Annotated in this window: 15 protein-coding genes; 14 read left to right on the top strand and 1 reads right to left on the bottom strand. The window is 57.3% G+C overall.

Going from position 1 to position 14,541, the window contains the following annotated elements:
- The first annotated feature begins 1 nt into the window (after position 1).
- The 12 genes from BLS75_RS09910 (at position 2) to fadD1 (ending at position 12,567) form a co-directional block, all read left to right on the top strand.
- The gene (locus tag BLS75_RS09910; protein WP_072450753.1) at positions 2-2,233 is read left to right on the top strand and encodes a phage tail tape measure protein; all 2,232 of its coding nucleotides are present in this window, start codon (positions 2-4) and stop codon (positions 2,231-2,233) included.
- Complete coding sequence (locus BLS75_RS09905) at positions 2,230-3,555, top strand: DNA circularization protein (RefSeq protein WP_072450752.1); 1,326 nt, start codon at positions 2,230-2,232, stop codon at positions 3,553-3,555. The genes BLS75_RS09910 and BLS75_RS09905 overlap by 4 nt, the downstream gene beginning before the upstream one ends.
- Positions 3,545-4,666: a phage baseplate assembly protein gene (locus tag BLS75_RS09900; protein WP_239690655.1), complete on the top strand. Its 1,122-nt coding sequence runs from the start codon at positions 3,545-3,547 to the stop codon at positions 4,664-4,666. The genes BLS75_RS09905 and BLS75_RS09900 overlap by 11 nt, the downstream gene beginning before the upstream one ends.
- Positions 4,666-5,226 (top strand): phage baseplate assembly protein domain-containing protein, encoded by a 561-nt coding sequence (locus tag BLS75_RS09895; RefSeq protein ID WP_072450750.1) that lies wholly within the window; start codon positions 4,666-4,668, stop codon positions 5,224-5,226. The genes BLS75_RS09900 and BLS75_RS09895 overlap by 1 nt, the downstream gene beginning before the upstream one ends.
- A gap of 43 nt (positions 5,227-5,269) precedes the next feature.
- The gene (locus BLS75_RS32060) at positions 5,270-6,067 is read left to right on the top strand and encodes a hypothetical protein (protein WP_143031424.1); all 798 of its coding nucleotides are present in this window, start codon (positions 5,270-5,272) and stop codon (positions 6,065-6,067) included.
- Positions 6,068-6,129: 62 nt separating this feature from the next.
- A complete protein-coding gene (locus BLS75_RS09890; RefSeq protein ID WP_072450749.1) occupies positions 6,130-6,480 on the top strand; it encodes a phage GP46 family protein in 351 nt (116 codons plus the stop codon).
- Position 6,481: 1 nt separating this feature from the next.
- Positions 6,482-7,552 (top strand): baseplate J/gp47 family protein, encoded by a 1,071-nt coding sequence (locus tag BLS75_RS09885; protein WP_072450748.1) that lies wholly within the window; start codon positions 6,482-6,484, stop codon positions 7,550-7,552.
- Positions 7,549-8,124 (top strand): YmfQ family protein, encoded by a 576-nt coding sequence (locus BLS75_RS09880; RefSeq protein ID WP_072450747.1) that lies wholly within the window; start codon positions 7,549-7,551, stop codon positions 8,122-8,124. The genes BLS75_RS09885 and BLS75_RS09880 overlap by 4 nt, the downstream gene beginning before the upstream one ends.
- Positions 8,124-9,113, top strand: a complete 990-nt coding sequence (locus BLS75_RS32390) for a hypothetical protein (RefSeq protein ID WP_072450746.1) — start codon at positions 8,124-8,126, stop codon at positions 9,111-9,113. The genes BLS75_RS09880 and BLS75_RS32390 overlap by 1 nt, the downstream gene beginning before the upstream one ends.
- A 12-nt stretch (positions 9,114-9,125) precedes the next feature.
- The gene (locus tag BLS75_RS32055; protein WP_072450745.1) at positions 9,126-9,545 is read left to right on the top strand and encodes a phage tail assembly chaperone; all 420 of its coding nucleotides are present in this window, start codon (positions 9,126-9,128) and stop codon (positions 9,543-9,545) included.
- A 138-nt stretch (positions 9,546-9,683) separates the two neighbouring features.
- The gene (locus BLS75_RS09870) at positions 9,684-10,505 is read left to right on the top strand and encodes a Mom family adenine methylcarbamoylation protein (protein WP_072450744.1); all 822 of its coding nucleotides are present in this window, start codon (positions 9,684-9,686) and stop codon (positions 10,503-10,505) included.
- Positions 10,506-10,875: 370 nt separating this feature from the next.
- Positions 10,876-12,567, top strand: coding sequence for a long-chain-fatty-acid--CoA ligase FadD1 (fadD1, locus tag BLS75_RS09865; protein ID WP_011062852.1), 1,692 nt, complete (start codon positions 10,876-10,878; stop codon positions 12,565-12,567).
- Between the two features lie 61 nt (positions 12,568-12,628).
- Here the strand turns inward: fadD1 and BLS75_RS09860 are convergent, their stop codons facing one another.
- Positions 12,629-13,006 (bottom strand): hypothetical protein, encoded by a 378-nt coding sequence (locus BLS75_RS09860; RefSeq protein WP_015636730.1) that lies wholly within the window; start codon positions 13,004-13,006, stop codon positions 12,629-12,631.
- Positions 13,007-13,216: 210 nt separating this feature from the next.
- On the opposite strand from BLS75_RS09860, the gene BLS75_RS09855 reads away from it, so the two are divergent.
- Together BLS75_RS09855 and BLS75_RS09850 are read left to right on the top strand one after the other, a co-directional pair.
- A complete protein-coding gene (locus BLS75_RS09855) occupies positions 13,217-13,408 on the top strand; it encodes a CsbD family protein (protein WP_011062850.1) in 192 nt (63 codons plus the stop codon).
- 186 nt (positions 13,409-13,594) lie between these two features.
- Positions 13,595-14,539, top strand: a complete 945-nt coding sequence (locus BLS75_RS09850) for a YihY/virulence factor BrkB family protein (RefSeq protein ID WP_015636729.1) — start codon at positions 13,595-13,597, stop codon at positions 14,537-14,539.
- The last annotated feature ends 2 nt before the right edge of the window (positions 14,540-14,541 follow it).

The raw sequence follows: 14,541 nt of genomic DNA, 5'->3' as shown, positions 1-14,541 counted from the left end.
AATGAGTTCCGATCTGCGCGTCGCGCTTCGTATACAGGCCCATTCGGGCAACAGTAGGCGCGAGGTCGAGATGCTCAACCGTGACTTGCGCAAAGCAGGTAAGGAGGGGGCAAAGTCCCTGGCCGATGAAGCATGGAAGGCTGGCGCGGCTGTTACCAAGATCGGCCAAGCCGGGGCGGTTAGCTACAAGACCATGCGTAGCTCGATGCGCGAGACAGCAAAGGCCGGGGCTGATACTCGATTCGAATTCACCAAGACCACGGCCGAACTGAAAGAGATGGCTAATGCTGCTCGTACAGCCGCCCGCAATGCAAAAACCGAGTTGAGCGGGGCTGATAGGCAAGGTGTGCAGCCTTTGCGCCAAAGCGTTGAGCGCACTGAGTCGGCTTTTCGGCGTTTGGCTCAGAATGGTGGCCGCAACCTGCGAGCCCTCAAGACTATAGCTGCTGGTGTGCGTCAGGAGTTTGACCGACTTAAAGGCTTCGGTAGCTCCGCTCAGGGCCAACTAGCTGGACTTGGCTTGGGGGTAGGAGTTGTTGCTGGCCTGACGGGTAGCGCTCGATTAGACCGCCAGTTGATCCGCACCAAGCAAACCGCCGACATGTCACCCGAGGAGAAAGAGGATTGGAAGCGTGAGGGCTTCCGGATCGCCACCGACTACGGCATCAGTCGGGAGGATGTGGACAGCGGTTTCAATACGCTCATTGCATCCGGGGTCAAGTATGACCCGGCCAAGAAGACAGCCGATGCCATCGGGCAGGCAACCGCCGTCACAGGTGCGGACTCTGCCGTTTTGGGTAAGGCGGTTGTAGCAGCGGCTAGTGCATTCAATATCGACTTAAACAAGGCCGACGCGGCCCTTGATCTCCTGCAAAAAATGACAGTCGCTGGTCGTTTGGGAAATGCCGAGTTGGAGAACCTGTCCGACCTGTTTCCGAAAATTGGCGGTGTTGCGTCTGCGGCAGGTATGTCCATTGAGCAGGCCCTGGCCTTTACCGAGGCGCTTTCTAAGGTGGAGTTGCAACCTGACCGGCTGGGGACTTTGGCGGAGTCGACCCTACGAGTTTTCAGCAACAAGCAATACCGGGATCAGATCACTAAGGCTAGTGGTGTTCAGTTCTTCAACAAGAAGGATGGCAGCTCCAGAAACCCAATGGAGGTTTTCGAAGATCTGAAAAGGAAGTACAGCGCGATGAAAACCGATGAGCAGCGCGCCAAGTTCATGGGCATTGTCTTTAAAGGCATGGACCAGGACACCGTTCGTGGCATGCGCAGCATGCTGACTGGCGAACGCCTCGACGACTTCAAGTCAGGGGCCAAAGAGCTGGAAACCTCCTCGCCGATCTTCAATCGCGACCTGAAGGAAAACACCCATAGCGCCAGTGGCTCCGCTGCCCGCGTTAAAGCGACTCTGAATGAAGCAATTGACCGGATGGCAACCCCACTAAACAAAGGGCTAGCAGATATGGGGAACTATCTGCTCGATGACCTGAACCTGTCCGGAGAGCAGATGCTACTCGGTGGTGCAGCCTTGGGGGTTGGCGGCTATTACGCGGGGCGTGGTGCCAAAGCAGGCGCAGGGGCGCTGCTCAACAAGTTCATGGGGGGGCCTGAGACACTGAAGAACATTGCGGTTGGTAAGGTGTTGGAGGAGGCCACTGGCGTGAGTTCGGTTTTCGTCACCAACTGGCCTGCGCCCATGCTTGCGGGTGCAGGTCTGCCGGACCTGCCGGGCGGACAGCCTTCCCAGGGCAATGGCAAGCCGGGCGGGTTTATAGCGCCCTGGCTTGCTCCAGCGGCGCTTGCTTTCGGCACCACGCAAGTGGGGGGAGCCAGTGCCAGTACCGATGAGGGGCGACTGCGTGATGCTCAGCGTAGCGTGCTGCTCGATGACGGCCAGCGGGCCTATCAGACCGCGTTCTATCGCAACCGGATAGACCTCGCGGCACAGAACCCTGAGCAGTCCTCGGACTGGCTGTCGTCCCAGGCGCAACGCTTGACGCATCAGCAAACGGGCATGACGGCTGCGGGTCTGCCTATCGACGGCGCCAATCAGTGGGCGGCAGGTGTGGCAAACCGGGCTGTGAGCGCGGGAACTGAGACGCCTGCGGCCCAGGCCCGGCTACAGAGACTTCTTGATCAGCCCTTGGTGATCGAGCTGCGTATGGATTCGCACTTGATACAGGCTGAGGTTGAGCGCCGGACGGATATCCAGATGAGGCGCGGCCAATGAGTTGGGCAGAAACTTTGCTGGACGCATCCTTTCGGGGTGTTCCGATTCAGGTTGTTGAGGAGAGCGTACAGTGGCAGCGCTCTCTGGCTGAGCATGGCACCCCTTTTAAAGATGGAGACAGTGTCCGGGATCTTGGTCGGGGTGCGCGCCGCTTTCCCATGCAACTGGTGGTGTTCGGGGTCAACTATGAAATTGAGCTTCAGAACATTATTCGTGCTTTGGAGATTATCGGCCCTGGCGAGCTGATACACCCGATTTACGGCAGTCTGAGCGTCGTGTCTCAGAATGTCGAAATCAAGCATGTAGCGGATGCTCCTGATGCTGCCGTGGTTAGCTTGGTGTTCGTTGAGGACACACCAGACCTGCCGTTTTTCGCCCGGCAATTTGAGTTTGTCGATATCGGCGTTTTGGAGCCTGAAGATCAATACAGGTGGCAGGATGGGATATTCGACCTGTTCGGCCGAATCGATTCCCTGGTCGCTGAGATTCAGTCGTGGATTGGCGGGGGCTGGGTGGGGTTGATCGAGAAGGCGCTAGGGCTGCCGGGTATCTTCTTGCGCGTGCAGCAATTGCGCTCGCAGATTCTGGGAGTTGTATCTGGCGTTGCGTCAATGGCGAAACATCCATCGGCCGCGTTCGACCCGCTAAGCGACCTGTTTAGAACTCCAGCGCAAATCCGCAGTTCTGTACAGGGCAGCACTCCAAGCTCCTCATTGGCCTTGCTCTCGCGGTCTGGCATTCCAGCCGCCATGCCGGGCGGTGATGGTTTGACCACTGACGCTGCCAGGGTGGGAAACGGTTTTCTGATAAGCGCCCGCGAGGGCGTGGCTCCTGATGCGGGTCTGTTGCCGAATCGCATGCCTGATGACCCGGTGGAGGCCAGCGCCTTTTCCTTGGTCGTCCTGGTCGTCACTGAGCTGGCGGTTGCCCATGCTCAGGCGGTGGCAATCTTGATTGAGGCTGAAGCCAAGAAGCCAACGCTGAGCCCGGTGGAGGTCGAGGGGCTGGTTAACTTGGTGCGTTCGTTGGTCCAGGGCTCAATCCTGCTTCAGCGCCGCCTTTTCAGTGTCGAGGACTCGCGGCCAGTTATTGAGGCGCTACGCAACACCGCCGCCATGATTCAAGCCCGAGGCCGTCAGGTAATACTGCAAAGCCCGCCCATGATTGAGCGGGTTGTGCAGACGCCCGCAAGCCTTCGCCTGCTGGCCCACCGTTGGTACGGCGACCATGCGCGTTCAGTGGAACTGATTCGCCTTAATCCTGACCTCAAGAACCCCCATAACATCCCGGCTGGTAAGGTGCTGCGTGCTTATGCTGAATAACCCTATGCCATCCATTCGCCTGTCTATCGGTGGCTTGGCCCATGACTCATGGGACGGCTGGTCAGTCGAATCCGATTTGTTGACCCCGGCTGACGCTTTCGAGCTTGAGTTGCACACCAAGAACGCTTTGCGTCTCCCGGAGGTGATCAAGGAAGGGGCGCCGTGTTCGCTAACACTGGATGGCGACCGGGTTTTGACTGGGCAAATCGATGAGTTTGAACACGACATATCCCGCCGTGGTATTGCCATGCGGATCAACGGCCGGGACAACGCGGCGCCCCTGGTTGACTGCTCGGCGCCGTTTGTTTCGATGCGTGAGGCATCACTGGCGCAGATCCTGGAGCAGGTGGTTAAGCCGTTGGGGGCTTATCAAGTCGAGATCCGCGCAGACAAGGCCAAGACCAGGCGATTGGTCCAGGTGGAGCCCGGCCAGACCGCTTGGGAGGCGCTGTTACAGGTTTCTGAGGCAAATGGGCTATGGCCCTGGGTTGAGCCGGATGGTCGTTTGATCATCGGTGGGCCGGACTACACCGCGCCACCAGTCGGCACATTGGTACTGCGTGAGGACGGCATGGGCAACAACGTTGAGCGCTTGAGTGTTCGTCGATCAATTGCCAATCGATACAGCCAGATAACGGTCCTGGGCCAACACGGGCAGTACGACAACGACGGGCTTGATACCAAGCGTGCTCACCTGCGTTCGGTGATCCAGGACGAGACGCTGGCGCGTCGCGGGATCTTCCGTCCGAAGGTGGTAATCGATAGCTCCAGTGAGAACCAGGACATGGCCACGACCCGCGCCAGGAAGCTCCTCGCTGACAGCCGCTTGGAGGGCTTTGAAATACGCGCCATCGTCAAAGGGCATCGTGCCGACAATGGGCGGGTATGGGCTCCTGGACAGCGGGTAGTCGTCCGCAGTGAGCCGCATGGACTCAATGACACCTACTTTCTTATGTCACGCACCCTCAGGCTGTCCCGTGGTGAGGGGGAAATAACTGAGCTGCGCCTGCGTGAAGACAAGATGTGGGTGTTGGATGGCAACAAGTTGAAGAAGCACAAGGGCAAAACCAATGCCGATGCTGCGTTTATTCAGATGATCAGGGGGGCGTAATGGCCGATATGGGGCGTTTGGTGCGCGAGCAGGTCCGTCGCGTGATGTCTGGCTTTCGATTGCCCTTCCGGGCTGTTGCAGCTCGTAACACGCACGGCAAGCTGATTGGTGTGCAGATGCAAGGGCTGGCGGGTGAGGCGGTGGTGGGCGAGCAGTTCCAGTATTACGGCTTCAGCTCTGCGCCGCTGCCGGGTGCTGAGTACATCGTTATCCCGGTCGGTGGGAACAGCAAACACTCAGTAGTTGTTGCCAGTGAGGATGGGCGTTACCGATTGGCGCTGAAGGATGGGGAGGTTTCGCTGTACACCGATGAAGGTGATTGCGTTCATATGAAGCGTGGGCGGGTTATCGAGATTGTGACTGATGAGCTTGTTGTGAAGGCTCGGAATAAAATTCAGTTTGATACGCCGATGGTTGAAATCACCGGGGACCAGTATACGCAAGGCAGTATCAAGGCCGATGGTGAAATTTCGGACGGTGTGCGGAGCATGCAGGCAGATCGAGATATTTATAATCAACATGACCATGGTGGCGGCCCTAAGCCATCGCGCCCTCAGTGAAACTCTGCTATCTATTGGCGCTTGGATAGGGAGGAAACCACAGATGGAACATGCAGTTTGCAAGAATGATTTGATCACATATGACACGGTGGTTTTTCAGGCGCTACATCCTCATACGCTGCACAACTACAGGAGGAATCTGATTTGTCCTGAGTGTTGCCATAAGTCTTACTTTCGCAAAGCTTCTGGTGGGCGGGCTGCTTGTTTTGGTGCTTTTCATGGACCTGGCTGCACGCAGGCGTCGTCTATAAGTGATTGGAAATATGATGCTGCGGTAGATGACGACGCAAACTATAATCCACAGACTCATATAATCATTGACGTGCCGTGGGGTAATCCACAACTAACTCCAGCTCACTCGTTTGCTGACTATGTCCAGGATCAAAGAGGTGTCGTGTCTTTAGCTCAGGGGGCAGCTGGACCGGTTACGTTGCGTAGATCCTTGTCCTGGCTGCTAGATCGTTTGATGTCAGACAAATTCATTGGCGATACGCGAGTTTTGGATATCCCGGGTTATATTCAAGGAACCGCTGACGAGCTATTTGTCAGGTGTTCAGAGGTGAATTTACACAGATGCGAGCCTAATAAAATCTATGGTTTTTGGGGGCCGATCTACGAGGTGAATAGTAGAGGTTTCGGTGGGTATTATCTGAATAGTGGGGAGTGGTCTGAATTCAGTTTTCTGCTGAACTCTGATGAGTGCTCAGTTCTACACCAGATTCATGGGGCTGTAGCAGAGGACTTGGAGGGCGCGACGGTTCTGTTTTTCGGTAGATTGTTACCCAACGGCCACAACGCTCAAATTAATCCGGTACTGAGTGCTGTTAGGGTTCCTAACTAAATAGAACACCCTTAAACCGACCTGAAATAAGAAATGCCCTTTGTGCCTGCATCATCCATCCCATGGACGCAGGCATAAACTCAACTACTGGCGATTTAACGGGGCGGCGTATCAATACGCTTGCGAACGCCGTTTACATCCGTCTTATTACGCCACTCGGCACATGGTGGAAAGACCCAGCCCTGGGCTCACGCCTGTATGAACTTCGCCGCGAAAAGGATCTGCCCCGAGTGGGCATCCTGGCAAAGCAATACGCCGAGCAGGCCCTCAAGCCCCTGCTCGATGATGGTCGCGCCAAGAAGATCACCATCACCGCCGAGCAGCCCCATAACGGCTGGCTCGACCTGCAAATCGACATCATCGACGCCACCGGCAATCCGCAGGTGTTTCGCCAACCTGTAAGGGTGATTTGATATGGCCTTTTCTGCGCCATCCCTGGAAACCATTCTCGCCGCGATCTTGCGCGACATTCGCAACCTTCAGCCCGAGGCTGATATCGGCACCGACAGTGACAACTATGTGCGCTCTGCTGCCGTTGCTGCGGCTGTCGAGGGCCTGTATCAGAAGCTCGCCTGGGTGTATCGCCAGATCTTCCCAGACACCGCCGACGAAGAAGAACTGGTGCATGCGGCTGCCATTCGGGGAGTGCTGCGCAAGGGCGCTGTAGCGGCGACAGGGGCCGTCGCGCTGAAAGGTGCTGTAGGTGTCGAGTTGTTGCCAGGGGCCACCCTCACTCATGTTGTGACCGGCGAGAAGTTCGACGCATTAGCTAGCGCGACAATTGGCACCGATGGCACTGCAACCGTTCTTGTCCGGGCGCAGACTGTCGGCGCCCATCTCAACAAGCTGACCGGTGGCCTTGTACTCACCAGCCCGCCGTTGGGCATGGATTCGGCTGCCAGCTTCACTGGTGAGACTACCGGTGGTGATGATCAGGAAAAGACCGAGTCCTTGCTTGCCCGGCTCCTGGACCTCATACAGTCGCCGCCAGCAGGTGGCACGGCTTATGACTTCAAGCGCTGGGCCAGAAGCGTGGACGGTGTGGCAGATGCATTGGTGCTGCCCATGCGGCGTGGCGCGGGTACTGTCGACGTGGTGATCACCGCCAGCACCGGCACCCCATCGGCCGAAGTCATAGCCAACTGCAAGGAGTTCATCCTGGGCGAATGCTCGGTGATTGCCGATGTGTGGGTTTATGCCCCGGTGGTCCGCACAGTCGATTCCACAGCTCTGGTAGAGCTGGCGGACGGTTACAAGCTTGCTGACGTGCAAGTGGCCGCGCAGGCGGCGTACAACACTCTGTTAGGGGCGCTCAAGCCTCGCGAGATGCTCAAGCGCTCACAGATTGAGGCCATGCTCAACAATCTGGCCGGTGTTACAGATCGCTCAGTTACGGCCCCGGCCGGAAACGTCAAAGCTTCTGATGACGCCAGCCTGATCGGTTGGATTCGACCCGGCACCATCACACTGGGGCTGATGCAATGACAAGTCTTGCCGACCAGCTCCGGCTGCTGCTCCCGCCAGTTTCATATGACGGCTCGGCGCCCCGCCTATCGGCTGCCATCGAAGCCGAGGCCAACGCTCTGACACTGTCCGATGCTCAAGCCGAGGCGAATTACAGCGCCATTTTTGCCGACTCTGGAATGGGGCTTACCGACTGGGAGCGCGTGCTTGCCCTACCAGATCCTTGCCTTGTTGGTGTGCCGCAATCGGTTCGCCAGCGTGTGCAGGCGGTTGTCAGCAAGCTGCAAGGTCGTGGCGGTCAAAGTCGGTCTTTTTTTATCGCCCTGGCAAAGTCCCTGGGCTACGACATAACCATCGATACCTTTCGCCCAGCTCGTGCAGGCATAGCGCGAGCAGGTGACGCAATCAACGGCGGCGACTGGGCGTTCACATGGCGCGTCAACGCGCCAGCGGTCACGGTCAATCAGGCCGTTGCAGGAATCACAGGAGCGGGTGACCCGTTGGCTTCATGGGGCAATAAGCCACTGGAGTGCAGGCTCAATCAAATGAAACCCGCCGAATCCATTCTGCTGTTCGGTTACGGAGACAACTAATGCAAAAGATCGGTGCGAGTACCGCGTCGGCAAACGCTCTTGGTGAGTTTACCGAGGGAAACCCCGGAGCAGGTGTAGACGCTACGTTGCTCAAGGCAGCGTGGTTGAACGCGATACAGCGGGAACTTGTTCACATCGTCGAAGGGGCAGGCATGAGCCTGGATGCTGCTGACGATTCTCAGTTATTGAAGGCCATTCAGGCCATTCAAGCCATTGCAAACACATGGTCAAAGCTCAACGGTAAGCCGACAACTATTGCTGGCTTCGGAATTACTGATGCGTACACAAAACAAGAGACTAAATCAGAGATTCAGGCCCGAGTCGCGGATTTGGTCGCTTCCTCTCCGGCTGCGCTCGATACGCTCAAAGAGCTTGCCGACGCACTAGGCAACGATCCCAACTTCGCCGCGACGATGACAAGCGAGCTCGCGAACAAGGCAGCGAAAGCCACAACTCTTTCGGGCTATGGAATCACTGATGCCTACACCAAGACCCTGATGGACAATGCGTTGTCTGGCAAGGCCGCAAAAGCCACGACCCTTTCGGGTTATGGAATCACTGATGCCTACACCAAGACCGAAGCCGACGCCGCAATAAAAGCTCAGGCCACCGAAACCCAGCGCGGGGCTGTGAGGATCGCAACGATTACTGAGATGAATGCAGGGGTTGATGACTCGGCAGCTTTAACGGCTAAAAAGGCGAAATGGGGCTTTGCCATCAGCATAGGGGAAAATGGGTACATCGCTTTCCCGTCGTGGCTGGGCCGTTTTGTTGTGCAGTGGGGAACAACTACTGCTGCAAGCGTGACTTTTCCTTTGCAGTTTTCGGCGATCAGTCACCTAGATCTGAAGATTAACAACATGTACAGCAACAGTTCTCCCGCAGGCACTTATACGAACGTATCCGCATCATCGACAACCGGATTTTCAGTTACATCAGCGGCAGCGGGCACGGGACAGCTCAAATGGTTGGCGTTCGGAAACTACTAAGAGAGGTTTTCTATGATTTACGCAAAATGGATTGATGCTGACGCCCGCTTTGCTTTCTCTCTGACTGACAACGGTGGGCAACGCATCAGTGAGGGCGCCCGTGATGTGCTGCTGTTGAGTGAGTCTGCGGGCAAGCTCCTTGTACCAGATGAAAACGGCTTTCCGGTGGCTGTTGATGCTCCGGGACCAACAGATGAACAACTGGCTGATGAAGAGCGGTTTTGGCGTGATCAAGCGTTTTTGACTTCGTCCAGCATTCGAGATCGGCACCGTGACGAGCTAGAGCTTGGTAAACCCACAACGTTGTCTCCCGAGCAGTTCAAGGAATTGCTCACATACATGCAAGCGCTACGTGAGTGGCCTCAATCGTCAGATTTCCCGCTGTTTGAGTGTCGGCCAGCAGCTCCTGTTTGGCTTGAGTGGCTTAAATGACCGTCGCTTTGGGGCGGCTGTAGCCGTCTGCTTGCCCGCGTAAGCGGTTGTTACAACCTACACAGACATTGAATAGCAAGACGGCCACGAGCTGCCCCACAGAACGCCAACGAGTGTCTCCATACATGGGAACAACTCGTGGCAAAACAGAAACCCTCGTATCACCCGCCGCACCCCGGCATTTTCACCGCGCCAACAGCAGTGCAGCCCGGTTTCATTACTGGCACTGAGGCCATAGCAGGTTTTGGGCATCGCGACTTCTATATCGCGGTTATCCCCAGGGCTGACGCGGTTAGAATCATCAAGGCCAATCACTACTCAAGGCGCGTCGTCGCCAACAGCTTCATCCATTTAGGTGTTTGGGTGCATGGGGTTATGCGCGGCGTGTTGCAGTTTGGCTATGCCCTCAACCCGAGGGCTGCTGACAAGATCGTGGCAGGCACAGAGATAGGTCAGTACCTGGAGTTGAACCGCATGTGGCTCGATGACATCGCGCCGCATAACAGCGAAAGTCGTGCGCTAAGCTACTGCTTCAAATACATCAGGCGTGCATGCCCAACAGTGGCCTGGATTCAATCCTTTGCTGATGAGCGCTGTGGGGCTTGGGGCGTGGTTTATCAGGCCGCGAACTTCCACTACTTTGGACACCACTGGACAAGCTTCTACGAACTGGACGGCGAGACCTACCACAGCCAGCTATTAAGTCGGCACAAAGCAAGTGGCGGTCGGGCACAGTTCCTGCGCGAAAATCTGGATCGCGCAACGATCCATAGGCTCAGACAGTTCCGCTATATCTATTTGATTAAGCAGTCCTGGCTGAAGCGCTGCAAGGTCAGCCCGCTCCCGTATCCGAAGCCTGGCCAGCCGCTGCCCGGGCGGCGTAGGCATCGTCGGTTTACCCAGGTGCCAAACGCGGCGCAAAATTTGCCGCTGCGGCGCACGCCTCGCGGTGCCAATTAACGTGCAAAACGGTGCCAAAACCGGCGCGCGCTTACAGGCTTTTACCTGGCGGGCAAGCCGGTTGGCGCAACCGGCTTGCCCGCTCTGCATTCCGAGGGGCGCAAAGCCCCGGGCCAGAGCGGAATTCAGGTGGGTAGAATTTTTACTCTAAAAGTGACTATTAAAGTGTCTTGAGTCATTTTTGTGACTATTCAGGCCTTCTTTGGCTCTAGTCGGCCTTTTCCAAAGCTGCTACTCTCGGCGCGCTTTGTGACTTCTCGGCCTAAGTAAAAGCCAGACTCACCAACAATAGACACCAATAAAAAACACAGACAAATAATAATCGCATCAAATGCGGTGATGAATTCGCGTTGCTGAGGAGTGGGCTTCCATGATCGAAGACTTTTGGAAGGATAAGTACCCAGCTGGGATTGCTGCCGATATCAATCCAGACGAGTATCCGAATATTCAGGCGGTGTTGAAGCAGTCCTGCCAACGTTTCGCTAACAAACCGGCCTTTAGCAACCTCGGCAAGACAATCACCTACGGTGAACTGTACGAACTGTCCGGGGCCTTTGCCGCGTACCTGCAGCAGCATACCGATTTGCAGCCCGGCGATCGAATCGCCTTGCAACTGCCCAACCTGCTGCAATACCCGATCGCGGTATTCGGTGCGATCCGCGCCGGCCTGATCGTGGTCAATACCAACCCGCTGTACACCGCGCGGGAAATGGAACACCAATTCAACGACTCCGGCGCCAAGGCCCTGGTCTGCCTGGCCAACATGGCCCACCTGGCAGAGGCCGTGGTACCCAAGACCGGGGTCAGGCACGTGATCGTCACCGAAGTGGCGGACCTGCTGCCGCCGCTCAAGCGCCTGCTGATCAACAGCGTGGTCAAGTACGTGAAGAAGATGGTGCCGGCCTATCACCTGCCCCAGGCCGTCAAGTTCAATGACGTTCTGCGCAAGGGCCATGGCCAGCCAGTGCAGGAAGCCAACCCTGCCAGCAGCGACGTGGCAGTGCTGCAATATACCGGTGGCACCACCGGGGTCGCCAAGGGCGCCATGCTGACCCACCGCAACCTGGTGGCCAACATGCTGCAGTGCAAGGCGCTGATGGGCTCAAACCTCAATGAAGGCTGCGAGATCCTCATCACCCCGCTGCCGCTGTACCACATCTATGCGTTCACCTTCCATTGCATGGCCATCATGCTCATGGGCAACCACAACATCCTGATCAGCAACCCGCGGGACTTGCCGGCGATGGTCAAGGAACTGTCGAAGTGGAAGTTCAGCGGCTTTGTCGGCCTCAACACCCTGTTTGTCGCCCTGTGCAACAGTGAAGCGTTCCGCAAGCTGGATTTCTCGGCGCTGAAAGTCACCTTGTCCGGTGGCATGGCCCTGCAACTGGCGGCGGCCGAGCGTTGGAAGGAAGTGACCAACTGCCCGATCTGCGAAGGCTACGGCATGACCGAGACCAGCCCGGTGGCCACGGTCAACCCGATCCAGAACATCCAGATCGGCACCATCGGCATTCCGGTGCCTTCGACCCTGTGCCGGGTGGTGGACGACGCCGGGGAAGAGCTGCCCCTGGGCGAAGTCGGCGAACTGTGCGTGAAGGGCCCGCAGGTGATGAAGGGCTACTGGCAGCGCCAGGATGCCACCGATGAAGTCCTCAACAGCGAAGGCTGGCTGAAGACCGGTGATATCGCGCTGATCCAGCCCAATGGCTACATCCGCATCGTCGACCGCAAGAAGGACATGATTCTGGTCTCCGGTTTCAACGTCTATCCCAATGAGCTGGAAGACGTACTGGCCTCGCTGCCGGGCGTGCTGCAGTGCGCGGCGATCGGCGTGCCGGACGAGAAATCCGGTGAGACCATCAAGATCTTCATCGTGGTCAAGCCGGGCGTGACCCTGACCAAGGAGCAGGTGATGGCGCACATGCGTGCCAATGTCACCGGCTACAAGGTGCCCAAGGCTGTTGAGTTCCGCGATGCGTTGCCAACCACCAACGTCGGCAAGATCCTGCGCCGCGAGCTGCGTGACGAAGAGCTGAAGAAGCTCGGCGTGAAGAAGTAAGCCGCAGCGCCCACAAAAAAGCCCCGCCAGTGCGGGGCTTTTTTATTGGGCGGCGCCCGCCTTACTGCTGGAACTGGGCGAAGCTCACGCCGGTGCCGGCCGGGCGCACGTCCTTGAGGAAGGAGTCCTTGTCGGCGCTCAACTCCAGGCTCAGGGCGGCCTTGCGCTTGCCTTCGTTGCGGATCACCAGGCCTTCGAGTTTTTCCCGCAGGAACACCGTAGGCACTTTCAGGTGCAGCAGTTGATCGGTGTCCGGGGTGTGCAGCAGCAGGTGCACCCATTCGTACTGGCCGATGGCCAGGCGGGTGACCAGGATATCGAACCACCAGATATTGCGGTTGCGGTTCAGCTCCGCGAAATGGCAGTTGTTGACGCCCAGCACCGCACCGCCCAGTTCCTGGTTCCTGCGGGCGATAGCCTGCTTTTTATCGAGTTTCATAACGTTCCTACGGGGATTGGATCTTCAGTGCTTGGCCTGAACAGGGGGAGCATTCTCCCGGGTTGCCCGGCAAACATAAAGCGCTACCTGGGCGGCGCGATGAAATGCCCGGCAAAAATAATTGAAACTCTGCGCGAAAGCCGCGGGTCAACCTTGAGTAACGACGCAATCCCCTTTGTTCGATCAATGAATGTTCTACGGAGAAATACCATGGGCAGCACAGCGGATAAGGCAAAAGGTCTGGCTAACGAAGCCATCGGTAACGTCAAGCAAGGTGTTGGCAAAGCCACCGACAACACCAAGCTGCAGGCTGAAGGCAAGCTGCAGGAGAAGAAAGGCGAAGCCCAGCAAGCGGTGGGCAAAGCCAAGGATGCAGTGAAAAAGACCATCGACAAGGCCTGAAAACGGCCTGTTCGATGACCCACTGCAGCGGCCATCCACGGATGGCCGTTTTCATGTGAGGTGTGGGTGAGAGAGGGGAATCGGCCACTGGAAATGGTTGCGGTTCGCCAACTAGGCTAATTTGTTGTAGAAAACGCCCCCTGAGTCGCTATCGACTTCAACCTTTTTGCGGCGAAAGGAGACGCTATGATTTTTCCGGACCTCAAAGGTTTGCCCCTGCACCGGGTACTGATCCGCACGGTGAATGAGTTCATCGCGGACGAGATGTCCACCTACGCCTCGGCACTGGCCTACCAGATGCTGTTCTCGCTGTTCCCCTTCATTCTGTTCCTGATCGCCCTGATCGGTTTCCTCCATCTGCCGGACTTCTTCACCTGGCTGCGCCTGCAGTCGGAACTGGTGCTGCCCCACGAGGCCCTGGAGCAGGTCAACCCGGTCATCGATCAATTGCAGCAGTCCAAGGGTGGCCTGCTGTCCATCGGTATCGTCATCGCCCTGTGGACCGCTTCGGCGGGTGTACGCCTGATGATGAGCGCGATGAACGCCGCCTACGACGTGGTCGAGGGGCGGCCGATCTGGAAGCGCTTCCCGCTGTCGGTGTTCTACACCGTGGGCATTGCCGGCATGCTTCTGGCCGCCGCGGCGCTGATGGTGCTGGGGCCGCAGGTGATGGCCTGGCTGGCGGGGCAGGTGGGCCTGGAGGACTTCATCGTCACCCTGTGGACCATCCTGCGCTGGCCGGTGATCGTGCTGCTGATGATGGTGGCCGTGGCCCTGATGTACTACGTGATGCCCGATGTGCAGCAGAAGTTCCGCTTCATCACCCCGGGCTCGGTGCTGGCGGTGGTGGTATGGATCGTCGCTTCCCTGGGTTTTGCCTACTACGTGAAGACGTTCGCTAACTACAACGCCATGTATGGCAGTATCGGAGCGATCATCGTGCTGTTGCTGTACTTCTATATCTCCGCCGCGGTGCTGTTGCTGGGAGCGGAGATGAACGCGGTGATCGAACACATGTCGGCCGAAGGCAAGGACCCTGGCGAAAAGGACTTTGACCAGCACGACGAAAAACAACACGTTTCGGGACTGGGCCGGGACCACTCGCTCAAGCCGACCACTGACGAAGCCTGATC

Source organism: Pseudomonas sp. NFPP12 (genome assembly GCF_900103205.1).
Lineage (GTDB): Bacteria > Pseudomonadota > Gammaproteobacteria > Pseudomonadales > Pseudomonadaceae > Aquipseudomonas > Aquipseudomonas protegens.
The sequence above is the reverse complement of the archived record's forward strand: the minus strand, read 5'-3'. Positions and strand labels throughout refer to the sequence as shown.